Source organism: Methanobacterium alcaliphilum (assembly GCF_023227715.1).
In the GTDB taxonomy this organism is placed as follows: domain Archaea; phylum Methanobacteriota; class Methanobacteria; order Methanobacteriales; family Methanobacteriaceae; genus Methanobacterium_E; species Methanobacterium_E alcaliphilum.
On the sequence record NZ_JALKIF010000007.1, the window covers coordinates 65,244 to 90,995 of the forward strand.

The 25,752-nt window shown below is 32.0% G+C and carries 25 protein-coding genes and 1 pseudogene; 16 read left to right on the forward strand and 10 right to left on the reverse strand.

Annotated features, from left to right (window positions below; genetic code table 11):
- Positions 1–495 precede the first annotated feature (495 nt).
- Positions 496–957: an SRPBCC family protein gene (locus tag MXE27_RS06475; protein WP_282731089.1), complete on the reverse strand. Its 462-nt coding sequence runs from the start codon at positions 955–957 to the stop codon at positions 496–498.
- Positions 958–1,731: 774 nt separating this feature from the next.
- On the opposite strand from MXE27_RS06475, the gene MXE27_RS06480 reads away from it, so the two are divergent.
- The 4 genes and pseudogenes from MXE27_RS06480 (at position 1,732) to dapB (ending at position 5,542) form a co-directional block, all read left to right on the forward strand.
- Positions 1,732–2,379 carry a TetR/AcrR family transcriptional regulator gene (locus tag MXE27_RS06480; protein ID WP_248611597.1) on the forward strand — a complete coding sequence of 216 codons (648 nt, stop codon included), beginning with the start codon at positions 1,732–1,734 and terminating at the stop codon, positions 2,377–2,379.
- 71 nt (positions 2,380–2,450) lie between these two features.
- Entirely contained in the window at positions 2,451–3,137 is a 687-nt protein-coding gene (locus tag MXE27_RS06485) for a DUF169 domain-containing protein (protein WP_248611598.1), read from the forward strand.
- A 115-nt stretch (positions 3,138–3,252) separates the two neighbouring features.
- On the forward strand, positions 3,253–4,668 hold the full coding sequence (locus MXE27_RS06490; RefSeq protein ID WP_248611599.1) for an MFS transporter: 1,416 nt from the start codon (positions 3,253–3,255) through the stop codon (positions 4,666–4,668).
- Positions 4,669–4,721: 53 nt separating this feature from the next.
- A pseudogene (gene dapB / locus MXE27_RS06495) lies at positions 4,722–5,542 on the forward strand (4-hydroxy-tetrahydrodipicolinate reductase).
- Positions 5,543–5,563: 21 nt separating this feature from the next.
- On the opposite strand, the gene MXE27_RS06500 reads toward dapB, so the two are convergent.
- Both MXE27_RS06500 and MXE27_RS06505 read right to left on the reverse strand, forming a co-directional pair.
- A complete protein-coding gene (locus MXE27_RS06500) occupies positions 5,564–6,415 on the reverse strand; it encodes a hypothetical protein (protein WP_248611600.1) in 852 nt (283 codons plus the stop codon).
- Positions 6,412–6,969: a YIP1 family protein gene (locus MXE27_RS06505; RefSeq protein WP_248611601.1), complete on the reverse strand. Its 558-nt coding sequence runs from the start codon at positions 6,967–6,969 to the stop codon at positions 6,412–6,414. Before MXE27_RS06505 ends, MXE27_RS06500 begins: the two co-directional genes overlap by 4 nt.
- Before the next feature lie 214 nt (positions 6,970–7,183).
- Between MXE27_RS06505 and MXE27_RS06510 the strand changes: the two genes are divergently transcribed.
- The 3 genes from MXE27_RS06510 to xth all read left to right on the forward strand — a co-directional run bounded on the left by MXE27_RS06510 (position 7,184) and on the right by xth (position 10,812).
- On the forward strand, positions 7,184–7,963 hold the full coding sequence (locus MXE27_RS06510) for a metal-dependent transcriptional regulator (protein ID WP_248611602.1): 780 nt from the start codon (positions 7,184–7,186) through the stop codon (positions 7,961–7,963).
- On the forward strand, positions 7,953–9,944 hold the full coding sequence (feoB, locus tag MXE27_RS06515) for a ferrous iron transport protein B (RefSeq protein WP_248611603.1): 1,992 nt from the start codon (positions 7,953–7,955) through the stop codon (positions 9,942–9,944). Before MXE27_RS06510 ends, feoB begins: the two co-directional genes overlap by 11 nt.
- Positions 9,945–10,035: 91 nt before the next feature.
- Entirely contained in the window at positions 10,036–10,812 is a 777-nt protein-coding gene (xth, locus tag MXE27_RS06520) for an exodeoxyribonuclease III (protein ID WP_248611604.1), read from the forward strand.
- Here xth and MXE27_RS06525 read toward each other — a convergent pair.
- The 5 genes from MXE27_RS06525 to MXE27_RS06545 form a co-directional block, all read right to left on the reverse strand.
- Positions 10,809–11,636, reverse strand: a complete 828-nt coding sequence (locus MXE27_RS06525; RefSeq protein WP_248611605.1) for a hypothetical protein — start codon at positions 11,634–11,636, stop codon at positions 10,809–10,811. The genes xth and MXE27_RS06525 overlap by 4 nt on opposite strands.
- A 47-nt stretch (positions 11,637–11,683) precedes the next feature.
- Complete coding sequence (locus MXE27_RS06530) at positions 11,684–13,240, reverse strand: ATP-binding protein (protein ID WP_248611606.1); 1,557 nt, start codon at positions 13,238–13,240, stop codon at positions 11,684–11,686.
- Positions 13,241–13,300: 60 nt separating this feature from the next.
- On the reverse strand, positions 13,301–13,981 hold the full coding sequence (locus tag MXE27_RS06535; protein WP_248611607.1) for a TIGR02253 family HAD-type hydrolase: 681 nt from the start codon (positions 13,979–13,981) through the stop codon (positions 13,301–13,303).
- Between the two features lie 148 nt (positions 13,982–14,129).
- Positions 14,130–14,795, reverse strand: a complete 666-nt coding sequence (locus MXE27_RS06540) for a DNA polymerase domain-containing protein (protein ID WP_248611608.1) — start codon at positions 14,793–14,795, stop codon at positions 14,130–14,132.
- Positions 14,785–15,168, reverse strand: coding sequence for a 30S ribosomal protein S8e (locus MXE27_RS06545; protein WP_248611609.1), 384 nt, complete (start codon positions 15,166–15,168; stop codon positions 14,785–14,787). Before MXE27_RS06545 ends, MXE27_RS06540 begins: the two co-directional genes overlap by 11 nt.
- Positions 15,169–15,955: 787 nt before the next feature.
- On the opposite strand from MXE27_RS06545, the gene MXE27_RS12035 reads away from it, so the two are divergent.
- The 4 genes from MXE27_RS12035 to MXE27_RS06560 all read left to right on the forward strand — a co-directional run bounded on the left by MXE27_RS12035 (position 15,956) and on the right by MXE27_RS06560 (position 18,529).
- The gene (locus MXE27_RS12035) at positions 15,956–16,117 is read left to right on the forward strand and encodes a hypothetical protein (RefSeq protein ID WP_425438278.1); all 162 of its coding nucleotides are present in this window, start codon (positions 15,956–15,958) and stop codon (positions 16,115–16,117) included.
- A gap of 470 nt (positions 16,118–16,587) precedes the next feature.
- Entirely contained in the window at positions 16,588–17,598 is a 1,011-nt protein-coding gene (gene hypE, locus MXE27_RS06550) for a hydrogenase expression/formation protein HypE (RefSeq protein ID WP_248611610.1), read from the forward strand.
- A gap of 115 nt (positions 17,599–17,713) precedes the next feature.
- Positions 17,714–18,136 (forward strand): RDD family protein, encoded by a 423-nt coding sequence (locus tag MXE27_RS06555; protein WP_248611611.1) that lies wholly within the window; start codon positions 17,714–17,716, stop codon positions 18,134–18,136.
- A 129-nt stretch (positions 18,137–18,265) separates the two neighbouring features.
- Positions 18,266–18,529 (forward strand): DUF5654 family protein, encoded by a 264-nt coding sequence (locus MXE27_RS06560; protein WP_248611612.1) that lies wholly within the window; start codon positions 18,266–18,268, stop codon positions 18,527–18,529.
- Positions 18,530–18,978: 449 nt separating this feature from the next.
- Here the strand turns inward: MXE27_RS06560 and MXE27_RS06565 are convergent, their stop codons facing one another.
- Both MXE27_RS06565 and MXE27_RS06570 read right to left on the reverse strand, forming a co-directional pair.
- Positions 18,979–19,329, reverse strand: a complete 351-nt coding sequence (locus tag MXE27_RS06565; protein WP_248611613.1) for a VOC family protein — start codon at positions 19,327–19,329, stop codon at positions 18,979–18,981.
- A 136-nt stretch (positions 19,330–19,465) separates the two neighbouring features.
- Complete coding sequence (locus MXE27_RS06570) at positions 19,466–19,975, reverse strand: thermonuclease family protein (protein ID WP_248611614.1); 510 nt, start codon at positions 19,973–19,975, stop codon at positions 19,466–19,468.
- Positions 19,976–20,174: 199 nt separating this feature from the next.
- On the opposite strand from MXE27_RS06570, the gene MXE27_RS06575 reads away from it, so the two are divergent.
- The 5 genes from MXE27_RS06575 (at position 20,175) to MXE27_RS06595 (ending at position 25,745) form a co-directional block, all read left to right on the forward strand.
- A complete protein-coding gene (locus MXE27_RS06575) occupies positions 20,175–20,813 on the forward strand; it encodes a 5-formyltetrahydrofolate cyclo-ligase (RefSeq protein ID WP_248611615.1) in 639 nt (212 codons plus the stop codon).
- A 156-nt stretch (positions 20,814–20,969) separates the two neighbouring features.
- Positions 20,970–21,629, forward strand: a complete 660-nt coding sequence (locus tag MXE27_RS06580) for a CRISPR-associated protein Cas4 (protein WP_248611616.1) — start codon at positions 20,970–20,972, stop codon at positions 21,627–21,629.
- Positions 21,630–21,735: 106 nt separating this feature from the next.
- A complete protein-coding gene (locus tag MXE27_RS06585) occupies positions 21,736–23,289 on the forward strand; it encodes a histidine kinase dimerization/phosphoacceptor domain -containing protein (protein WP_248611617.1) in 1,554 nt (517 codons plus the stop codon).
- 184 nt (positions 23,290–23,473) lie between these two features.
- Positions 23,474–24,772 carry a DEAD/DEAH box helicase gene (locus MXE27_RS06590; RefSeq protein ID WP_248611618.1) on the forward strand — a complete coding sequence of 433 codons (1,299 nt, stop codon included), beginning with the start codon at positions 23,474–23,476 and terminating at the stop codon, positions 24,770–24,772.
- A gap of 166 nt (positions 24,773–24,938) precedes the next feature.
- Positions 24,939–25,745: a metallophosphoesterase gene (locus MXE27_RS06595; RefSeq protein ID WP_248611619.1), complete on the forward strand. Its 807-nt coding sequence runs from the start codon at positions 24,939–24,941 to the stop codon at positions 25,743–25,745.
- The last annotated feature ends 7 nt before the right edge of the window (positions 25,746–25,752 follow it).

Genomic DNA, 25,752 nt, shown 5'->3' on the forward strand with positions numbered 1-25,752 from the left:
ATTCTAATTTTAATTGATATTGACATAATCCACTCTGAATTGATTTAGTAATAGGTTAAGGTGAGTGAATACTTTTTTTTATTCATAAATTCAAAATATATTTTGGAAAAACAATATTTTCTATATTTTTCAATATAAAAATTTGTATTTATTGGTATATGGCATGTTTTGTCCATTGTTATTGTTAATAGGCTGATTTTAATGGCGGTGCTTGCAGCTGCAATATCCCATATTTTTTTCAATCCTCATTACAAAGAAATGGACAAGTTTTTATACTCTAAAAAAATTGTCTTTGTTTCTTTTAATAATAGGTGCTTAAAACAGGAATTAATCAGGATAGCAGAGTTTTTTTTTAGTTTTAATTTAATTTCTACAATTTTATTCAGTTTTAATATTTTATTCACAGCTTAAGTTTGGTACAGGTGCAGAAAATACATCTAAATAACAAAAGAAGCCGTCGGTTTTTTGTTTGACTTTATTTCATTTTTATTTATTCTATTCTTCTGCAATTTCTTTCAACTTTTCCAGAGCTTTTTGCCAGATATCGTTAAAATATTGTTTCATATCTTCGTCTATTTCTCCGGGTCCAGTTAAATCCACTATTAATTTAGTTTTATTGCCTATATCTTTAAAGGTGTAATTTTCAAGTGATCCAACATATTTTTCAGCTTCTTCACCGGTAGTGATTTCTTTTCCTTCTTTCACTAGGCCTCGGTTTTCAATAGAAATAAATTCATATGGTCTGTTTTCTTTTATGAGACTTAACATTCCAAAAATCTTGCCATTCTCGTCTGGTGACATGAAAACTATTTTACTCCCTTCACTCCAGTCCCCTTCAAATGTCGAACCTGGTGAAAATGGTTCTGTCCAGATTTCGTAAGTATCCCTGTCAAGCATTATGTGCCAAACCTTTTCTCTTGGTGCATTAATACTTTTTGAGTACTGTTGTTTTATCATATTATTCTTCTCCCTTTTTCAAAATATAAACAATATTAATATTGTTTTTTTAATATTAATAATTTTCCAGTTATTAAATTGAAAATAATGATTAAAGAATTGATTAAAATTGGAAAAATGAAGAATATTTTAATATTGCATGCTTTCTTGAATTAGATTATTTGGTGTAACTGTTGGATACTATTGCATATTTAAAAGCAGAAGAAGAAACCCTGTCATTAATGGTCCGGCATAAGAAAAAAGATATAAACTAGCAGCATTTCTAACTAGCATTCTTGATAAGTTTTGGGTTACAGATTTTAATGTGAAATTCACTTGATGAATTTCTAAGCAATCAAAGAATTTGGTTTAGTTTTCAAATAGTTAATATAGAAAAATTAGTCACGTTTATTGAAGTGTATGGTCTTATGTAAGTTCTGCCTAGTCGGTGAAGCTCCACCAATTGAGCTCCTAGAGAAGTGGTGAGAAATAAGGGAGAAACTCCAACTCAAAATCAGTTAAATTATGGCCAAGTTATTACATCCCATTTATGGAATCTAATAATATTTTGGGGCCAGTTTCTGCTTATTATCTTCTTTTAGTATTCGTGTCTCTAATTAATTTATTCACCATTAAATTATATTTCAAAACTCTTTTTACACTAATTTTTTTTCAGATTGGTAAAAATTTTATTTTAAATCAAAATCTTTATATACTCCTATGACCAATTATTCATTTAACTGACTAGCAAGTCATCAAATTGATCACTTAGTCAGAGGTTATATGGTGAAGAATATGTCACTTGCAAAATGGAAGGAAAGAGAAAGAGAAGAGCGTCAAAACGATATCACAAAAGCCGCAAGGAAATTATTTGCTGATAAAGATTTTGATAGTGTTTCAATGGATGAAATAGCAAAAAAAGTCGGTCTTGGTAAAAGTACTCTTTATCTTTATTTTAAAAGTAAAGAATCATTGTACTTTGCTGTAGTTTTAAAAGGTATACGAATTTGGGCTGAAATGATTAAAAAAGAAGTTGAAAAAGGCAATACTGGTTTAGAAAAGTTTATTTTGTATAAGGATGCAAATAATGAGTTTTCTAATGAATATCCTGATTATTTCAGGCTTCTATATTCTCCTACCTCCATTAAAAAACAATTCAATAAGGAAAAAATGAACAGTAGTGAAGAATTTCAGGAAGTAAGGGAACTATTCCAAGAAATAATGTTCATAGGGATAAATTCGATTCAAAAAGGTATAGATGATGGTGAAATCAGGCCCGATGTGGATCCTATAGAATCAATTATTCTTCTATCAGTAATATTCAATGGTAAGGTCAATATGGGTGATTGGAGCAAAGAAATACTGGAAAGCAAGGGAATTAATGAACAGAAATTTACTCAAGATATCGGGGACTTATATCTTCACATGTTACTGAAACACTAAAATCAGGACTTAAATTGAAACTTTGGCTTTAAAATGAGATATAAATTTTATTAAAAAAATAGGGTGTAGAAATGAACTGCAATGAATTAGGAAAAAAATTAAATGAATTACTAAATTTGGAAAATGAACCGGTAGCCATAATGTGGTCTGTAAAAGAGCCAAATGATGTTAAAAAGGAAGAAGATAAATCTAGATTCTGTAAAAAACTTAAAAAAGCAATGGAAGGCGAAATTTTTTATTCTACGGTGGAAGAGGAAGAATGTATGGGTGGGGCTAGATATTCTGGGCTTAAAGACATGGGCGAATACCCTGCAAATGTGCAAAGTGGTGCATTCATGGTCCCTAAGGGTTTATATAAAAATATTCCTGCAGTACAACGTTCAAGGAAAAATGAAAAATACATGACTCCCGGAATTTTTAATGCAGTAGTTTTTGCTCCTTTAAATAAGGCAGAATTTGAAGCAGATGTGATATTCATGGTTTGCAATGCGAAACAGGGTATGGAGCTACTTCATGCAAATGCATATGATTCAGGAAAACATGGAATGGGTGCTGACGCGGTTCCAATATGCAGTTCAATGGCTGCAGCCCCCTACATGGCTGGAAAAGTCACCTATGGATTCGGCGACGTTGCAGCAAGGAAAAATATGGATATCAATCCAGAAGATATCATGGTAAGTATTCCGGGAAGTGACTTGTTCCGTATAGTTTCAAATTTAGAAGAGATGCGAACTAAAATGTTCTTTAAGGAAAAATGATTTTTTAACTGATTATTCTATCTTTTTTAAAAATTATGTCCTTAAAAAAAGAATTTAGACTACTCCTGAAATATTTAGAAAATTAAAAAAAATATAGTTATAACCTGTGGTAGTTATGAATTATGAAAACCACTATGATCTTGCTAAAGATGAAATAATAATGATCTTGGCGGGATTAATGGTCGGACTCCTTGTTGCGGCATTCGATTATTCAATCATGGGAACAGCCATGCCTAAAGTTATTAAAAGTTTAAATGGTTTGGAATATTATATATGGCCGTTCACATCTTACATGCTGTCCTCCACCATTTCCATAATCCTTTTTGGCAAATTATCAGATATTTATGGTAGAAAACATGTTTTAATCATGGGAATTATCATATTTATTATAACTTCAGTTATGTGTGGATTTGCAACCAACATGTTTGAATTAATTATATTTAGAGGACTTCAAGGAATTGGGGGCGGAATTTTAATATCTCTACCTTTTATTGTGGTTGGAGAAATATTTTCTCCAAGGCAAAGAGCTAAATACATGGGAATACTTGCATCGGTATTCGCACTTGCAGATGTTTTAGGGCCTATTATGGGTGGTGTTATTACAGATAATCTTGGTTGGAGGTGGGTATTTTTTGTAAATGTTCCAGTTGGGATCGCTGCCATATCAATGATTTTTTACTCACTTCCAAACTTTCGATTGCCTGATGTTAAAAAAACCCTTGATTATTCTGGAATTATTACATTTACATTTGCTTTAACTTCATTATTTCTGATAATAACATTTTTAAGTGATCTAAACACATATCCTCTCATTGAACTAGTGGGAATTATTGTATTTTCAGCAACTATGTTCGTATTATTCATTTTGACTGAAAAAAAAGCAGTAGAACCAATTTTGCCATTAAATCTCTTTAAAAATTCAATATTTACTATATCTGCAATAGAAAGTTTTTTAGCAAGCGCCTTAATGTTCTCGGGGGTAATCTATGTTCCTTTATTTGCACAAGGTGTTTTAGGTATGAGTGCTACAAATTCAGGAATTATAATGATACCCATGCTTTTCTGTCTTACAATGGCATCAATAATCACAGGAGAAATCATATCTAGGACTGGAAAATATAAAAAGCTAGTAATTGTTGAATTTATTATAACTGGGGTGGGGGTTGTGCTTTTGGCTTCTATGAATGAATATACTTCTTATTATTTATTATTAGTTTATTCCACTGTTCTGGGTATTGGTTCTGGAATGGCATATAATATATTCAATGTGGCTGTGCAGAATGCATTTTCACTGAGAGATATAGGTATCGTAACAGCTTCCATGCGATTTTTTAGAAATGTAGGTGCTATTATATTCGTTCCAATATTTGGATATATAATGAATTTCACCTTAGAAAGTTCAATTACAGTTGCTTTGAGCAAAACTCAAGTTTTAGTAATTTCTATTCAGAATGTTTTTTTCACAGCCATATTACTGGCATTTGCAGGTTTAATCTTCGCTTTCCTCCTTAAAGAAATACCTTTAGGATGAGATTCAGCGATTAAATCTGGATTTAAAATAAATTTTTAATGGAGAATGATAGGATGATTCGAGTGGCTGTAACCGGGGCCAGCGGAAAAATTGGCTCAAAAATTATTAAAACCATACTTAAACAAAAAGACATGAAAATTGTGGCAGCTATAGGTTCACCAAACACACATCTGGAAGGACGTGATGTTGGTGAGATAATCGGTTTGGAAAAAATGGGCATTCTACTAAATGGCGCTCAAAAACTTGTTGAAGTTTTAAATGAAAATAAACCCGATGTCATAGTTGATTTCACATCGCCTAATGCAGCTACTAATACAATAAAAACTGCAGCAGATTGCAAGGTTAATTTGGTTGTGGGTACGACTGGATTTTCAGACCAGCAATTAATTGAAATAAAAAAAGCAATCGAGAAAAATAAAACTAAAGCAGTTATTGCCCAGAATATGGCTGTGGGTGTAAGTGTATTCTTTAAAATCATTGAAGACCTTGCAATGATTCTAAATGATTATGATATTGAAATAATTGAAGCTCATCATAAACATAAAATAGACGCACCTTCTGGAACTGCTGTTAAAGCACATGAAATCATAGCTAAGGCACTTGGAAGGAATAAAGATGAAACTGGGATCCATGGCAGGCACGGTATTGTGGGTGCACGGACTTCTGAAGAAATAGGGATTCATGCAGTTCGTGGTGGAGATATCATTGGCGAACATACTGTAATCTTTGCGGGGAGGGGGAGCGAATAGAAATAGTTCACAGAGCACATAGCAGACAGGTATTTGTAAGAGGGGTAATCAAATCACTGCGATATGTTATGTTGGCTTCTGAAGGAGAAATAAGTGACATGGGAGATGTTCTAAATATAAAATAAAAAAGAAAAAGTTTTAATGAATCAGGTAGAAAGGGGGATGTTGAAAAAATTCAAGAAATTGTTTATATTTATTCCACCTAAACCCACTGAATTGTTTAAAATTAATTTCACTGGTGTCTGATTGAATTGTGGGGATTGAAGTTCTACACTGGTATTGGTATTTTTTATAACTTGATAACCCGGTTCAAAATTAATTCCACCTGAATCAATCACTCCTCTTATTGAAACACCAGTGGTGTTGAACTGTTTTAATGCAATGGTGATTCCACCGATCTGTGCATTGGTGGTAATATTCCCACTTTTATTCATTTTCGGAGTTCCCATTATCATGAAACCACCGGTGTTAACTTTCATATTAACCTGGTTGAAATCTGCCTCATCTAATAATAAATAGCCACCACCAAAGTATTTAATATGGGTATTTAATTGATCTATCTGTGTTCCATTTCCAAGTGCAATATTTAATCCACCCAGATCAAATTCTATATTTCCATTATAAGTATATGCACTATCCAGGGCTATTTTTGCAGAGCCTGACTCCATATTGGTATTTATATTAAGAACGTCGCCCTGTCGGTTATAGGTGAGTGTTGGTATTTTACTATCATTATTAGTTTTAAAAGTTATTTCATAAATTGAATCCATATTTTTGGGGAAATAAACTTCAGCCCCACCAGATTTCGACGAGAAATTCAAGTTAACGGTTTTAATTCCCTGAACTTGTGATTTGTCCAGTTTAAAAGTTTTAGTCACTATGTCTTTTTCATTTTCTTCGTTTGTGTATCCAAATACAGCTAAATAAATAGCTCCAATCAATGTTATTAAAAGAATTACCACTATAATAATCCCTAAAATTTCTTTATTTTCCATCATAGTACCCCCATTATAAAGAACACTATAATTACTAGAAGAGATGGAATGCCCATACAGGATAAGAATGATTTTCCATATCCTATTTTTTGTTCACTTTCTGTAGCAATAATTCCAATAAAAATTATCCAGATCAATGCTAATAAGAACATGATTAATGATGCAATTATGGCTTTTCCAAATGCAATAGAAGTTATGCCTATTATTAAAAGGATATAAGGCGCTGCACTGTATCCCATTAGTCCAAAAAATCTCCCTAATTCTCCTTCCCCATCAAAAAATACTTTTGAAACGATGTGGGTGATGAGTGTCCAGATAAAAATTTTTATCAGAGCACATATTATGGCAAAAATTGCAAAAACCAATACAAGCAGGGGGTTCCCAATTGCTCCACCTAGTACAGTTCCAAAAATCAATCCTAAAAATGCTGAATAAAATATTAAAAAATAAACACCTTTTTTCGCTTCATTTTTCTCCTTAACTGATTTTAATGTTTTTTCGGGGTTTATAAAAATTTCAGCGGTTTTTTCAAAAAAATTTAAATATTTAAATGTCAAACTGAACCTCCTTTTTAATTAACATGCTTGTTGTTATCATTTTGATTTATATATATTAATTAGGGTTTTTGTGGTCTGATTATTTTTTTTAGAAAGTTCTTGGGCACGGAGGTTGTATTTTGCCTACTTTTTAGAAGATAACATTTAGGCAAGCCAAAAAGTTTATATATTTAACTCCCTTTAATTAATCTATACGTGTTTAGGTGAACCTAAAATGTCAGCAAACGACGCTTCAAAGAATAAAAATTTAAGTGAGAGTATTGAAGAATACTTGGAGCTCCTGTATAAAATTGGTGATGGTAGTCAACTGGTTAAGACATCAAAAATATCAGAAAATCTTAATATTGCCCCTGCCAGTGCCACCCAGATGCTAAAAAAATTAGATGGTTTGGGTTATGTCAATTATTCTCCCTATAAAGGAGCTTTTTTGACTGAAAAAGGCTTAAAAAAAGCAAAAAGCATCACTCGGAAACATAGATTACTTGAAAAATTTTTATACGATGTTTTGAAGATAAAAAAAGAAAAAGTCCATGATCAAGCTTGTGAAATGGAACATACGCTATCAGATGATGCCGAAAGAGCTTTGTGTCACTTATTAGAACAACCAGCTCAATGTCCTGATGAGGAAGTAATTCCTGCTTGTAATTTTAAATTCACCACGTGCGAAGAGTGTAAGGAACGTAAAAATGAAGAAGTTGATGAAGTAGGAAATAGAAATGAAAATTTAATTTCCATTTCAGACCTTAGAGAACATGAAACCGGCAAGGTTTCTTTTATTCGTGGGGATTATAAAGTTATCCGACGGTTAATGGATATGGGAATAACTATTGGTGCTACAATAAGTGTCATGAATATTGCTCCATTAAAAGGCCCAGTTGAAATCGCAGTCAGAGGATCAAAACTTGCTTTAGGTCGAGATATAGCTAATAATGTCTTTGTAGAACAAGTTAATGAAGATAGTAACAACACAGGGGCAGCCAGTCATGGTAAATAGTGATAATGGGATATTAAACAATTCTTCAAAAATTAATTATAATAATCTTGATTTTACAATTGCTCTTGCAGGAAATGCAAATGTTGGAAAAAGTGTCATATTTAATCATTTAACTGGATCACAACAGATTGTTGGTAACTGGCCAGGCAAAACTGTTGAAAAAGCAGAGGGTAAATCCAATTTTAAAGATCATAATATTCATATAATTGATTTACCGGGCATATATTCATTTTCTACATTTTCTCTGGAGGAAATAGTTTCCCGAGAATATATTGCTCATGAAAAACCAGACGTGGTCGTCAATGTTTTGGATGCTTCTGTTCTGGAGAGAAATCTATTTTTTACATTACAACTCATGGAAATGGGAGTTCCATTAGTAATTTGCATTAATCAAGTTGATATTGCTAAACAAAAGGGGATTAAGATTGATACTCAAAAGTTAGAAAAAGCTTTAGGAGTACCAGTAGTAGCCACAGTAGCTATCCGGGGTGAGGGATTACAGGAACTTATGGATACTGCTGTAAAAGTTGTAAAGAATAAAGAAAAATGTAAAGAATCTATTAACTATGAGTCAATAAAATATGGGGCTGAATTAGAAAACAGGATTAAATCTTTAAAAGAGTCTATGGACTCTGAAAAATTAGAATTTGATTATTCTAATCGTTGGATGGCTATTAAAATACTGGAAAATGATCCCGAAATTAAAAAACTTATAAATTCTGAAACTACTTCAATCATCCCCTATGCTAATCAATTAGCTAACGAAATCGAAGAGATTCACAGTGAACCTACTTTTTCAGTAATGGCGTCTGAAAGATATGCTTTAGCTAATAAAATAGCTTCGGGGGCTCAGATTCAGACTGAAATTAAGATACCATTTTCTGAAAAATTAGATAAATTTTTAACCCACCCCTTTTATGGCTATGTCAGTTCGATTATAATAATAGGTGGCCTGTTATTATGGACTTTTTTAATTGGGGGATATTTATCGGATCAAATTACACAAGCTTTAAACTTCTTTGAACCTGTGAGTTTAGATTCATCAAGTTTGTTATATGTTATTTTGTGGAATGGTGCTTTCGGAGGATTTGTAGCGGGCATAACACTTATAGTTCCATTTGTAGTTCCATTTTATATTCTTTTATCCTACATTGAAAATTCAGGACTTTTAACCAGAGTGGCCTTTATGATGGATACATTCATGCATAAAATAGGGCTACATGGAAAGGCTTTAATTCCTCTCATATTAGGGTATGGGTGCAGTGTGCCTGCTATCGATAGCACTAGAATCCTGGAAAATCGAAGAGAACGCCTTTTAGCAGCATTCGCTATCACATTCGCCCCATGTGCAGCTAGGACCATAATAATATTAAGTTTAGTGGCCATATTTGTTAACATATGGTGGGCATTAGCTCTTTATGCACTGGATATTTTAATAATATTTATAATGGGCAAACTTGCTCTTAAAGCAATGCCTGGTGAATCAACCAGCCTTATAATGGAAATGCACTCATTAAGATTGCCTGATGCTTCAGCTATTTTAAAACAAACATGGAATAGGACTAAATCATTAATATACTTGGTTTTCCCTTTATTTATTGTTGGAAGTGCTATTATTCAAGTATTCTATGCACTGGGTATTTTGAATATGATCAGTGATTTTTTAACACCATTGACTGTTACCTGGTTGGGTTTACCTGCTTTTGCAGGTGTACTTCTTCTTTTAGGAATAGTAAGAAAGGAATTCATCATATTAACCCTAGTGTCATTTGTAGGTACAGATCTATCACTGGCATTAACTCCCGCCCAATTTATAGTTCTGGCCATTGTAGGTATGCTGTACATACCCTGCTTATCTACTGTGGGTATATTGATTCGAGAATTTGGGTGGAAAGCTGCAGCCTCAATCACTACTTCCAATTTAATCACTGCATTTTTAGTTGGGGGCTTATTTGCATGGCTATTACCTTATATTCTGTAAGTAAGGAAAAATTAAAAATATTATATATTTAATATAATATTCCTACCCATTCCAGGGGATTCTGAAATAATATAATTATTAAGGTGTAAGTGTGAGTAGTAAAGTAAAAATTTTTTCATGGAATGTAAATGGTATAAGGGCAATTCACAAAAAAGGCTTTTTGGATTGGTTTAAAGAGTCTAAAGTGGATATTTTATGCATCCAAGAAACTAAAGCATCTCCTGACCAATTACCTAGGAAATTAAAGGATGTAGGGGGTTATAAAAGTTATTTCAATTCTGCAGAACGTAAGGGCTACAGTGGGGTGGCACTTTACACCTCTATTGAACCAAAAAATGTTCAAAATGGTTTTGGGATTAAAAAATTTGACAGCGAAGGCCGTGTACAAATTGCAGATTATGATGATTTTACACTTTTTAATATCTATTTTCCTAATGGAAAAATGTCTGATGAAAGACTTAAATACAAATTAGAGTTTTATGATACATTTCTGGATGTTGTAAATAATCTTAGGGATCAAGGCAAAAATATTGTGGTTTGTGGTGATGTTAATACAGCACACAAGGAAATAGACTTGGCAAGACCCAAAGAAAACAGTAATATCTCAGGTTTTTTACCTGTAGAACGAGAATGGATGGATAAATTTTTAGACAATGGTTATTTGGATACTTTCAGGATGTTTAATTCCGAAAAAGATAATTATTCTTGGTGGAGCTACAGGACCAGAGCACGAGAGCGAAATGTCGGATGGAGATTGGACTACTTCTTTGTAAATAAAGAATTTAAAAATAATGTTAAGAATGCATACATTTTATCTCAGGTCATGGGCTCAGACCACTGCCCAGTAGGTTTAGAAATTGAAATTTAGTATTGTGGGTTATCCATAAAATTAATTATTTTTTCTAGATATGACAATGAATTTACATTATTGCTCAAGGCAATATTAAATTCTTTTATTAGTTTTCTTCCATTTTTGTCTGCAGTGTGCAGGTCAATAAATAAGAGTATTTCTTTAAAAATAGTTTCATCATATTCTTCAGGAGGAGACATCCCCCAAATATTGATTAAGGCCCATTCTTCGCTAGATTCAACAATTTTTTTCAATTCTAAAGGTTCATTATTAAAAACCTTATCTTGAATGAACTTCGTCAGATCTCTGTTTTTTAAAGCCCAAAACTTCAAATCTTCATATTCCTCATTGAAATCAGATATTTCTGTTGATTTCTTTTTTCTTAATTCTATAAACTCCTCTTCATAACGGTTTAAATAATAAGGTGATTCGTTTAATTCGAATGGTATGTTATTGTCATATCTCACTTTAAGTTCTTTTCCAGTTTCCAGGTGCAATATTTCATCGTCTGAGAATTTTCTATGTTCTAAAAGCTTTTTTTGAATATCCAATTCACTTTTCCATTTCTTATATTTTTCAGCCTTTAAATGGGCAATGTTAGTTTTAAAATAGTTTTCAAGCATTTTCATTGCCCTAATTTTTTCCCAATTATTTTTTTTAATGAATTGGTTGGTTAAAAGACCTATTTCAATGGGGTCTTTTGGTTTGTTCCTTTGAAAATGCAGTGTGAAATTTGCCACTTCCTCTGGAAATAGTGAGGGAATCAAATAAATCATTGTCCAGAAAAGGACACAAACAAAAAAAGAAATTATTAAAGGGATTAATATAGTTTCTAAATTCAATTTTATCCCCTAATTTTTTGAGTCATTCTATCTTAAAAGTGATGGATTTAGTCTTCTTCATATTCTAAAATGGTTTTTCTAAGTTCTCTTTCACTTTCAGCGATGATTTCAACTTTATTAACGGTGACGTTTTTATCTTTTAAGTAACTGGCTAACTGAGTTGGGGTAACAATATCATCTAAATCAGCTATCACCGATTCAGCTTCACATGAAACACTATCAGCTCCAAATATGGAAACTGCATGGTATGCTTCTTTTTTCTGAGCAGTGGTTATTCTAAAGGTACGTATCTTTTTTTGCACCTGCGAAATATCAATATTCATTCGCTGCAGAGAAATTAAAACGTGTTTGTTCAAGGCCTCTTCTAGAGTTTCTATATCAATAACGTCCTTTTTTAAAGTTATACGGGCTGCTTGACATATTTGGGCTAAATCACGCGCGTGAGCGTAACTTGGTTCTAGTCCTTCTCCTCCTTTAACTGTAGGAGTATACACCTTTTTAAGTCTTTCAATTACATCGGAATCATAGTTTTCCTTTAATAAATCTAAATTCCTTTTAAATACTTCCGCAACATTATCAACTGGGGGATTTTTAAGGAAAATATGTAATGGTGCCCTCCTTAAATGGGCTTCATCCATGATACTAACATCGAGGTTTGTTGAAAAAGCTGGAATGAAGTGACTGTGCACAATTACTGGAACTCCTCTAACGTAAATAACATCTTTCTTGTTTTCCATAGGGACGATAAGTCTGTTAAGGATTAATTCATGATCATCTCTTTGTCTTCCTAAATCATCTACTAATAATATTCCGCCATTGGCCTTTATCATAGGAGATGTTTCATAAACTCCTTTGTTAGGATTGTAAGTAGTTTCTAATTTATTTAAATTTAATTCAGATCCCGTAAATACAAATGGGGCGTGAATTTTAACCCATCTGGGATCTGATGGCTGTTCTGGACAGTTTCTATGAAAATCAGGATCATATAATTGAACAACTTTTCCACCAAATTCCATATATTTGGGAATGATAAGGGGCGGTAAAAGATCTGAAGTTTTACTCACAATGAATGTTTTTCCTGTTCCAGGAGATCCATAGACAAAAATACCTTTTCCAATGGTGCATGATTCTACTAAACACTCTTTTGCATAAGTAAGACCCACAACGTCGCTGAATGTTTTTTCTATTATTTCTTCTGGCACATCTACAGGGTGACGGTTGTTTAATTGGGCATCCATAATTTCCCAGTAATTATCATAGGAAACCGGTGCTATGCCAATGTAAGGATTTTCTTCCATTATTCTTTTTGCTTTTTCTCTTCCTTTTTTGGTTATAGTATAATCAATACTGGAAAATAGGAAACTACCACCAATTTGCGCGCAAAAGCCGTCTTGTTCTATTTTACGCAGTTGTTCTTCAAGGATATCCCAGTGAATACCAGTCATTTCATTTATACGGCTGGTTTTTACGGTTCCATGGGTGGAAATAATTTTTAAAAGTAAATCTCGAACAAAAACTTCTGATAAACGTAAATCTTCTAATTTTTTGGGTTGTTTTAATTTTTCGAAGATGGATTCCATTTGTTCGTCATGATAATAACTCATCAATAACACTCCTCAATATGATAATCTTAAAAAATTTAATAAAAATTTTATTGTCATGCTTCATAATATTTTTTGAAGATCACTAATATCTGCTATGACTCTCACATCCAGTTTTTCTTTTTCAATAAGGTCCTTTTCTTCTTTTGTTAATTGAGAATTCACAAGAATAGCAGACATCCCTGCGTTAACTGCACCCATTATATCCTCATTAAATTTGTTACCAATCATTATGGACTTTTCAGCTTTACAACCCATCCTGTTCAGAGCTTCTTCAAATATCCTGCTGTGAGGCTTTTCAAATCCGACTTCATCAGAAGTAACCACTTCTTCAAAGAAATTATAAATACCTAACCTTATTAGCTTTTCCCACTGTTTAATGGTAATTCCATTAGAAATAACTCCTAAACGATATCCTTTACTGGTTAAATCTATTAATGTTGATGTGGTGCGTGGAAAAGGTCTCAACAATGCAAATTTCACATTATGGTAATTAATCATACCTAAAGCAATAAGTAGTGGTTTTTCCTCACCAAAAACAGTTTTTGTGAGAACATTAAAATGTTTGTCATAATTCGATCCTTTTTGGGCAATTATTTCCCTTAAAAGGTCATAAGCTTCAGAAGTAGTTAAGGGTAAACCTGCATCAATCATCATGTCTAAAGCGGCATTTCTAGCAAGTTTTGCGAAACCCGAAGTGTCATAAAGAGTATCATCAATATCAAAAAAGACTGCCTTTAGCATTATCCCACCTATCTAATAATGAGATATTTTGACTTAATAAGGTTGTTGATTTAAAGTTGTGATTCAATTTGAAAGATATCTTAATTAATTAGGAATACACTTTTAAATTAGTTTTATTTTAATATATGTAAAAGAAAAGAATTTTAAATCAAAAAAAAGCATCTAAACTACTTTGTTTCTCTTTTTGAGCTAATTCGGATAATTCTTCAAACGAATAACCCAATGAACTCATTATCCTGGAAACAGCAGGTAGGACTTGATTGTTTATATAATAATCTGGATCATATTTCCGATTTTCAGTATCTTCAATAGGCACTGCTCTTTTACTTATCGGATCTTTCCCCTTAACGATCACGTAACGAATAATAGATCCTCTTTCTATTTTTCGCCCCTTTTCTATAGATCTTTGGGCGGCAATTACATGAGGACCTATTTGTTTATAGTCACTTAATTTTTTGGTGATCTGGGTATGAATGACCAGATCATCCATTTTAATTTTACCGCTTTTAATACTTTTCAAGACATGTTCTATAATCTCTTTAGCTTTTTCGGGCGATCCATCTTTTAGAATGGCCATGAGTATATTTTGTTGGGTTTCTTTTGCAATAGGGGCCCAGTCACGCCTAACTAATTCCAACCCTTTGGCTACTATTTTGTCGTCTTCAATAAGGGCATATCTTTTTTTAGATACAAAGAAACCTCTGCGGTAAAATCCTTCATATTCCAGTTCCATACCTTCCGGCAGGTCATGGTTAATATACTCTAAAAATTTATTTACCTGAGTTTTAATTTCTTTTTCCAGTTCACTCTGCAATGAGCACACCGTTTATAACACCGTGTTGGCCTGGTCGAGAGGTTACCCGTACTTTACCTGCACTGGTCTCAACAACAGCACCTTTGGTGATAATATTACGCCTAACAAAGTTAGGGTTAGCATTATTTTCTATAACATTTAAAACTTCAGCTACTTCTATTTTATTAGTTTCAGGATTAACAACGTTTATTCTGCTGTCAGTAGCTAATCGAACTTTAAGATTTCCGCCCCGGGTTCTGATTTTTCTACTTTTTTTGTCTCCGATTTTAGTTTCAGCAGCTTCTCTTCCTAATTCACATTTCTTTTTTCCGCGGTTCATTTTTGCTCGTCCGCCGGATGGTTTTTTCATTGATTTTCCTTGCCAAATTGCCATTATTTCACCTTGTTAACATTATTTATTAATTGATTTCGCTATATGACTATTAAAGAACAATCATAATCATAGTTGAAATCATAGAATCATCATAATAGATTCAAAATCAGTAAAAACTGAGTTCAAAAGCACGATGGTAATTTTATTTAATTGAATTATATACTTTTGTATCTATTAAATTATCCCATCAAGCTTTAAAAATATTTGCTATTCTTGATAGTATTAATCTTTGAGGCCATACCAATTATTTATCCTCAGATTTCCAAGAATATATATCTTTAATTTAGTTTACATTATCTACTATTTAAATATTAAACTTATCTGACCCTCGAATTATACTAATATCATTTTATAATTTTTATTAATTCCTCGCTATAATGTATTGTTAATATGTGTATGGAAATTTTTAATAATTAATATGATATGTGGTTAATTTCACATCAAATATGGCCAATTATGTAGTGGAGGTAATATCCTCAATTGCCTTAATCTAGGCATCTTATCTATTTATCTCAGTACCTTAACCTGTAACATTGCTAATATTGTGGGGATCCAATAAAAATCCCTGGTCCAATTCATATGGATATATAGTTTCACACCATTTTATGGGTAATATAATTTACATTCATGGATCAATTCAACAGTAACTATCAATGTAAACATTAAATGAAGTTTATACAATTACCAGTAAAACCATTACCTTTTCATAATGGATCGGTATTATATACTATACCTTGATGGTAGCATTCGCACACCTCTAAGCACAAAATACTCAAGACCTATTACAATAAAACCTTCTAAGACCATACGATTCATGAAGGTAAGTTCACTTGGTATCTGGAGTCCAATATACTCCGAAACTTACATCATTGACAGAACGGCACCAAAACTTGTTTCCACATCTCCTAAGCCAAAGCTATTAAAATCTCAAGAACATCTACTATTGTAATTAAATTAAGTAAAAAGGTAAAGGAGGGTATTAACTGGTCTAATTTTTGTGAAAAAACAAATACGGAAAAAAAGTTTCCATAAAAAAATGGATTTCAGGAAATATACTTTATATAAAAACCAGTAAAAAAAGAAGTAACTACTCTTCCTACGTGTTTAATGTCCCAAATCAGCTATAAAAGACTAAGCAATAATAATTTGGTTAAGTACTACATTTATAAATTTAAACAGGAAAATAGCTCTTTTTCTGATTTTTTCTTTTTTATTAATTCTATTTTTTTAGTATGATACTAATTAATTAATATTTGTCACATATTTTTAATTCTCATAACCTTTGAAGATAAAAAAGGTTTATTTAAATATTTTAAATCTCAATCTTGAATCAAGATTAAAATATTTTTTAAATTTCATTAATAATTAAAAAAGATCTAAAAAACAATTATCTCAAAGAATTAATCAAAGGGTGAATCTATGAAAATTGGCATGTCACACGGCGCTGGTGGAGAAGTAATGCAGAGTTTGATTTCAGATATCATACTCAAAAACATAACAAATAAACAGGTAAATGGCGGAGTAAGCCTGGATGATTTAGATGATGGTGCTACCATCCCACTTAATGATTATGAAATTGTGGTTAGTACAGATGGACATACAATCGATCCTTTATTTTTCCCTGGGGGAGATATCGGTAGAATTTCTATTGCAGGAACAGTCAATGATATTGCTGTGATGGGCGCTAAACCATTAGCTATTACCAATGCTATGATCATACGTGAAGGTTTTCCTGCTGATGATCTGGAAACTATTGTTAAATCAATGGATGAAGTATGTAATGAAACCGGAGTTTCCATTATTACCGGTGATACAAAAGTAATGGAGCAGGGCAAATTAGATCAGATGGTTGTTGTTACTACTGGAATTGGTTTAGTTAAAAAAGGAGAAGTAAAACGTGACAGTGGATTAAAAGTTGGTGATAAAATAATTCTCAGCGGAAGCGTTGGGGATCATGGAATGGCATTAATGGCATATAGGGAAGGATTTGGATTTGAAACTGATCTTAAATCAGATGTTGCACCAGTATGGGGGATTGCAGAAGCAGCTCTGAAAATAGGTGGAGTAACTGCAATGAAAGACCCCACTCGTGGAGGCATTGCCAATGCTCTTAATGAAATCGCCGAAAAGTCTGGTGTTGGTTTAATGCTTGATGAGGATAAAATACCTCTTAAAGAACAGGTTAAAGCAGTTTCTGAAATGCTGGGTATTGACCCATTCGAGGTAGCCAATGAAGGTAAAGTTATTATGGGTGTTCGCCCGGAATTAGCAGAAGAAACATTAAGTGCAGTGAGAAGTACTAAATATGGTTCTGAAGCTCAAATAATTGGCGAAGTCACTGAAGGAAATCATGTACTTATGGAAACATCTTTAGGTGGGAAAAGAATATTAGAAGCACCAATCGCTGATCCGGTTCCTCGAGTTTGTTAATATTTCTCTTAAAAGGGAAATTATAAATATTTTTTATCACAAATTTTACTAATATAGTTAATATAATAATTATTTCAATGGACATTGTTTACAAAGCAGGGTTAAAGGGATTTTAATGAAAACTATACTAAAAAAAAGAATTTTGGCCTTTATAATAGATTTTTTAATTGTCACTGCTTTTATATGGATTTTAAGCATTATTTTATATCCAGTACTTTTAATGACTGGATTCTTTGCCATATTTAATTTTTGGCTTTTATTATTAGCCATTTTAATTTTAGGATATTTTACTTACCTGGAGAGTTCATATGGGCGTACAGTGGGAAAAAGCATCATGGGGATAGAGGTAAAAGCTAATGAAGGTGACTTAACCTATCAAAAAGCAATTATACGAAACTTATCTAAAATATTATGGTTCCCTATAATTATAGACTTTTTAGCATCTTTTCTTACCAAAGATGATTGTTTAAGATTACTGGATAAATATGCTGGAACTAAAGTGGTCTTAATTGAGGATACCAAGGAAAATAAAGATTAATAGTGTCCTTCTATTTTTATTCTTTTTTCAGTGATCTGAATTTTTCATTTAATACTTTTTCTAAGGACTATATAAACTACTCAGAACAAAAATATTATTAACCTTTATTAGTTTTGGGGAGGTTTAATAATGAAAGATCAAGTAAATGAAATGAAGAGTCAAGTTGCAGAAACCATGGCCACTTTAGTAACCACTGCATTTGGATTAATTGCAGCATTAGCATGGAATGATGCTATAAAGGCCATAATAACGGAATTTGTGGGTAAAGGTAATGGGATTATGGGTTTATTAATATACGCCATTATAATTACCATTATAGCAGTCATTGCAACTATATTAATTGCAAGAGTTCTTGCTAAACCTGCAGTTCAAGCTGTTAGAATAGTAGAATGAATAATTAAAAGGCCGGTTTTTTAAAGGAGGAGGATAATTATTCAACTCTTCTTTATTTTAATTAAAAGAATTTTTTGTCTAAAAAAAGATTTAATTGAGCAATTGAATTTATCTCAATTTTCTATTATATCTCATAATTAATCTTCATATTTCTTGAGTAGGAGAGATATAGCTTTAAGCAGTTGCTGCCAACTTAAACTTATTTGTGCTTTTTTTGATGATTTATTAATTATAATTAAATAAAACTTAACATGTTCATGACCAACTTTTTGTAAATTCTAATTCCTGAAAATAAAAATAATATTTGAAAATATTTGAATATATTGATACTTCAGAGGAAATAACTGGGACAAGTTATAATTTGTGATAAAAAAATTTTCGAATGAGAAAATCAGTGCTAGATTTGATATTAAAATAGTAAAATTTTTGTAAAAAGGGATGCTGTGTAGTTAATGGTGTTGTATTAGTGCTATTTTGACTCCATTTGGATCTTCCAAGAATGTCAGGGTCCCTACTGTTATAGGTATAGGTTCCATTGTAATATTAGCACCTTTAGATTTGAGATCTTTCAATGTGCTTTCCATGTCTTCCACATCTATCCCCACTGAAAACAAACCTTTTTCATTTTCTGCGGTTTTTATGAGCTCTATCATGGTGTCTCCTTCCCCTTTTAGCAAGTTGATTGTTACTCTAGGTATAGGATTGTGTTGGCTATCTAATTCAAATCCCATAACCTCTGTATAAAATCTAATTGACTCGTCCATATCATTAACGATGATGGTAATATATTTAATTTTCATATTTTTTATCACCTTAACCCTCTTTTACTCTCTGTTAATAATTATTACGTGGTTATGCTTTCATTAAATTATAAAATCAGGATGCAAATAATAAGAATTTTAATAATATATTAGATTATATTATCAAAAGCATCTATTAATTAGGAAATCCCGGCTGGAACTCTGATGGGGGAATATACATAATTTCAGCATATCCTTTTTTTAGTAAAAGAGCATTTAGATTTGTTTTATTCACGTAAACCACGGCTAAAGTTCTACCATATTTGTCCTTATTTTTTTTATCATCCACGTCTAGATAAACTGTTTTTCCCAGACAATAAGATTTGACGAAATCTTTAGCTTCTTGATATCCTGATTGTCCCCGTTCTGGAGTGTTCACTCCAACAAATCTTACTCGACCTACTCCTTCTACGTCAATAGTGTCTCCGTCCACTACATAATAACAATAACCTTTTTTTTCAAAATTTTTGGGTGTTTCATTATTTTTACTAGAATTAGCAGTATAATTTGAATTATTAATTGAATAATTATTCTGTGAATCATCTTCTTTGATTGAAGATTCAGAATCAATACAACATGCAGTGATGGTTGAAATCAGTATAATGGCCAGTACACATATTACAGATTTATATTTTTTGTCTAACATGATTATCCCCAATTTATTATGTGGGTTACAATAATATAGAATATATAATATAATACATTGAATCATATATAAAATATGTGTATTTGTATGGGTGTATTCATATGGTGGTTGTTATGATAGGGTGATATTTTTAAATTTAGACCAATAATATATAGTAAATAATTTCATTTTATAAAAGCATAAATCATCTGGGATGGACATGGTTTTAAATGAAAAAAATGAGTTAAGAAATTACATTTGGGATGTTATTAAAGAGGAAGATATTTCTAATAGGCCTGATGGTGACCATGGGAAAATTCCGGATTTTAAGGGGTCGCATAAAGCAGCTAAACTTTTGGCAATGACTATTGAGTGGGATGAATCTCATAACATTTTTTGCAGCCCTGATTCTGCACAGAGAATTGTTAGAGAATTTGCCTTAAGGGATGGAAAAAACCTGATTATACCATCACCTAAACTAGAGAAAGGTTATTTATTTATAACTCCTAAGAATGCTCAATCAGATATTAAAACAGCTTCAACAATCGAAGGCACATTCAAATTTGGTAATCCTATCGAAAAATTTCCTAAAATTGACATTGTAGTAGAAGGATCTGTGGCTGTTGATAAAGAGGGTAATAGATTAGGAAAAGGGGGAGGATATGGGGATAAAGAGATTAAAGAGCTGTTTCGTCAAGGGTCTATCAATCAGAAAACTCCTATCATTACCACTGTACACCCTGTGCAGATTATAGATAACATTCCAACAGAAAAGCATGATGAAAAAATAAACATGATCATAACTCCTGACTTTATATTGAGATTATTTCTAGATCCATCTATACCTGTTGTAAGGTGATATTGTGGATTTTAAATCAATAAACTGGAAAGAAATTATAATTGCATTAATACTGGGATTAATATTGACTATTTTAATCAATTTGAGATTTATATTTGTAAAATTCCCTTAAAAATGGAAATTGAATTTAATGAGTAAAATACTTTGGAGATAAAAATGAGAAGTCATAATTCAAAACCTCACCCTCAGATTAAAGGAGCGCAGATTATTGATGGAAAAGTTAATTTTCCAATTAGCTGGCTAAATCAGCAAGGTTATTGTGAATACAGTTTGTTTTTAGAATATGTTCAGGGAGTAACTACTGCTGTGACACCCGAAATGCAAAAAGGTCAAAATATACATCAAGAATTAGAGGAAAAATTCAAAGAAGAAGCGGTTCCGACCACTTTCTCTGATATGATGGAACTTTCAAAAAAAGAGGAAATCATGTCCCGTGAATTGTGGGTTTTATCACCTAAATATGGTATCCGTGGATTTATTGATGAAATATGGCTTACACCAAGTGAATTTGTAATAATCGATGATAAGCCGGGAACTACTGCATATTATTCTACTATTAATCAAGTGATGGGATACTGTCTAGCATTTAAAGATACAATAAATGATGAAAACCGGACTATAAGGGCGGCTTTAAGAGAAAGAGGAACAGATAATATTTTCTGGACATCGGAATTTAATGAAGACGCTCAAAATAAGATAGAAATGTTGATATCTCGAATGCAAGATTTATTTAATGGCAATAAACATTTTCTTCCTACTAAAAATCCTAATAAATGTGCTAAGTGTAGATTTAGGAATTATTGTGAATTTAAATAGAATTTAAAGGATATATTGTTAGTTGATATCAGATACATTATTTCAGACAATTCTATTAATATTGCTAATTAAAAGCAGCAATAGGTAGTATCTGGAGGGAGGGGCAATGAAAAAAGATTTTAAAAGGGAAAATGATTCTCTAGGAAAAGATATTCATTCTGATATATTAAAAAATGATTTATTATACTACGCATTATTAGCTATCCCCTGTCCGGTTTTTATATTTGATATTAATTGTAAAGTCACTTATTTAACTAATGAAGCTTCAAAAGAGTTTGATCTGGATATGGAAGAGGCCATTGGGAAAAAATGGAGCGAAATAATATTTCATTTAAACGAAGATTTTGATTCTAAATTATTAAAAGTTTTTAAATCAGGACTTTCGCATAAAGATGAGATTATTCTGCCTTCAATTTTGGGAAATAGTTATTATGAGTATGTAATAACTCCAATTAAAAGTGAAAATGCTGCTGTTGAGCGGATAATGGTTACTTTTTGGAATATAACTCCTCGAAAGGCTGATGAAGAACTTAGAAAAATAAATACGCTGCGGCTGGGGGCTATGTTGGATTTGTATGCTCTTTCGACTGCTGATTGTCATGATTTAACTGATTTTGCATTAGAAAAAATTGTTGAGATAACCAATAGTGAAATAGGATACTTGAGTTTTCTAAATGATAATGAAGATGTTCTAAATATGTATTCTTGGTCTCAAAAATCCATGAAACAATGTCAAATAGAAAAAAAACCTATTAAATATGAAGTTAAATCAACTGGACTGTGGGGTGAAGCAATACGCCAGAGAAAATATATTATAACTAATGATTATGATGCACCCCATATTCTAAAAAAAGGATTTCCGGAAGCCCATGTCACGATCAGAAGACATATGAATGTACCTATCTTTGATGGTGAAAAAATTGTTATGCTGGCTGGGGTAGGTAATAAACTCAAAAAATATACTGAAGACGATGTAAACCAGATTACACTTCTTTTAAATTTCTTATGGAGCATTCTCAAGAGAAAACGCTCTGATGAATTTTTGCATAATTCATTGAAAGAAAAAGAAATTTTGCTTAAAGAGATTCATCACCGGGTAAAAAACAATATGCAGATTGTTTCTAGTTTATTGGGTTTACAAGAAGATTCTATCGCATCTATTGAAGGAAAAAAAGCTCTCAAAGAAACTCAAACTCGAGTCAAATCCATGGCTATGATTCATGAAAAGCTCTATGAATCTCAAGATTTTTCAAAAGTTAATGTTGCAGAGTATATAAAAAGCTTAACTGAGGATATTATGGGGACTTTTAGGGCAGATACTCGTAATATTTCTTTGGATTTAGATTTAAAAGAATATTTTATAAAATTAGAATCTGCTATTCCCTTAGCTTTAATAATTAATGAGTTATTTACCAATACACTAAAACATGCTTTTTCTGATGGAAGAGACGGGTTGATTCGTATTTCTATTGGGGAAGAAAATGGTAAAATAACACTTATAATATCTGATAATGGTGTTGGGTTTCCAAAGAATATAGATCTTAAAAATACTGATACATTAGGACTACAACTTGTTAATTCTCTTGTTCGACAACTAGAAGCAACATTGGAATTTGATGGAAATTATGGAACGAAATTCACTATAATTTTTGATGCATAATTTATCAATATTCTGGCCCTTGTTTTTCATCTCATACTCTTTTTAATAGTAGACTTTAAATGCAAGAGATAACATATTATGTTTAACTTACTGGTTTTTGATTATTTGCTAATTTTTAATTTTGTTGCAAAATCAGATTCAAATAATTAATTATCATATTTGTAATTGAAATAAGGAAGATAATATGGATCAATTAGCATTCAACGATTTAAATATATCAAAAAATATTAAAAAAGCTATTGTAGACATGGGATTTGAAGAAGCAACTCCTATACAATCTCTTACAATTCCTTTTGCATTAGAAGGAAAAGATGTTATTGGGCAGGCCCAAACAGGTACTGGTAAAACCGCAGCCTTTGGGATTCCTGTTCTGGAAAAAATATATATTCCCGATAAATCTGTACAAGCCATTATTCTATGCCCCACCAGGGAATTAAGTATTCAGGTGGCAGAAGAACTGGGAAAACTCTCTATGCATATAAGTAAATTAAAAACTTTACCTGTTTACGGTGGACAACCTATTGGCCGGCAGATCAGGGCTTTAAATAAAGGAGTTCATGTGGTTATAGGAACTCCTGGAAGAGTTATTGATCATATTAAAAGAGGAACTCTCATATTAGATGGTGTAGAAACAGTTGTTCTTGATGAAGCAGATGAAATGCTTGATATGGGATTCAGGGATGATATTGAAGAAATTTTAAGGCACGTTCCTAAGAAAAGGCAAACCTTATTATTCTCAGCAACCATGTCCAAGGCCATCTTAAAGCTAACTAAAAAATATCAACAAAATCCTAAACACGTGAAAGTTGCCCAACATCAAATCACTGCCCCTGAAATTGAGCAAATATACTTTGAAGTTAAAGAAAAGATGAAAACTGAAGTATTGTCTCGATTATTAGATATTCATGATTTAAATCTTACTCTGGTATTCTGTAATACTAAAAGAAGGGTTGATAGGTTAGTAAAAGACCTTAAAACCAGAGGATACTTTGTTGATGGTATTCATGGAGATATGAGGCAGGGACAAAGAGATAAAGTTATGAACAAATTCCGAAAAGGTAAAATTGATATCTTAGTGGCTACTGATGTGGCAGCAAGAGGAATCGATGTTTCAAATGTTGATGCTGTTTTTAACTATGATGTTCCAAATGATAATGAATATTATGTCCACAGAATCGGTAGGACTGGAAGAGCTGGTCAAAAAGGTCAGGCATTTACTTTTGTAGCAGGCAAAGAGATTTATAAATTAAGGGATATTCAACGATTCACTAAAACAAAAATAAAACAAAACCAGATTCCATCTTTAAGAGATATTGAAAAAATAAAAACCGATATATTATTGGATAAAGTTAAAAATATTGTTGAAAATGATAATCTGGATAGATATGTACACAATGTGGAACGTTTGATTGAGGTTGGTTATACTTCAGTTGATATTTCTGCTGCGTTATTGAAGATTATTGAGGACAGGGACGGACAATAGCCTGTTCTAAAGTTTAATCTTTATTTAGATTTTTTTACTAATTCAGAATATTATGTTATTTTTTTATTCTTTTTTGATTTATTAATTAAATTTAGAGTATTCTGAATTATTCGATTATTTCTAAAAGAAAAAACTTTTATTTTAATAAAATAATTTAATGATTGTTATGAATTCAAAAGTAATGCTCCTGGTCATCTTTTTAATTGTTTGCATACCTTCATACATGTTTATTGAACCTTATTTAATTGAAACTAAAGAAGTTGTAATAGAATCTAATCAGATACCTACGCAATTTGATGGGAAAACCATTGTTTTTGTAAGTGATATCCATCACGGTCCTTTTTTTGATAAAAATAGAGTAGATGGTTTGGTGAATCAAATAAATGATCTAAACCCCGATCTTATTTTATTGGGCGGGGATTATGTCACAGGTGATGCAGAATATATTACTCCTGTGTTTGAATCATTATCTAAATTAGAAGCCCCTCTGGGTGTTTATGCTGTATTGGGAAACAGCGACCCTCAGTACTGGACACTTAACAAAATGCCAAAATATAACATTACTTATATAGGCAATGAAGGTACATGGATTGAGCTGAATGGTTCTAGGATACGTTTAGGAGGAGTAGGGGATTATAATAATGGTAATCAAATTCAAAACGCAACCATAAAACCAGTAACTACTCAAGATTTTGTAATTTTAATATCGCACAATCCTGATTATTTTCCAGAAGTAGTCAAATCAAAAGTAGATCTGGTTTTATCGGGACACACTCATGGGGGTCAAGTAACCTTTTTTGGACTATGGGCTCCGGTTGTTTACTCCAATTATGGGAATAAATATAGAACTGGAATCATTAAAGAGGACAATACTACTATGATTGTAAGCAATGGGATCGGCACTGTTATATTACCTATTCGATTCTTTGCCCGCCCTGAAATCTATGTAATTAAATTAAAAAGGACAAGTTGATAGTAAA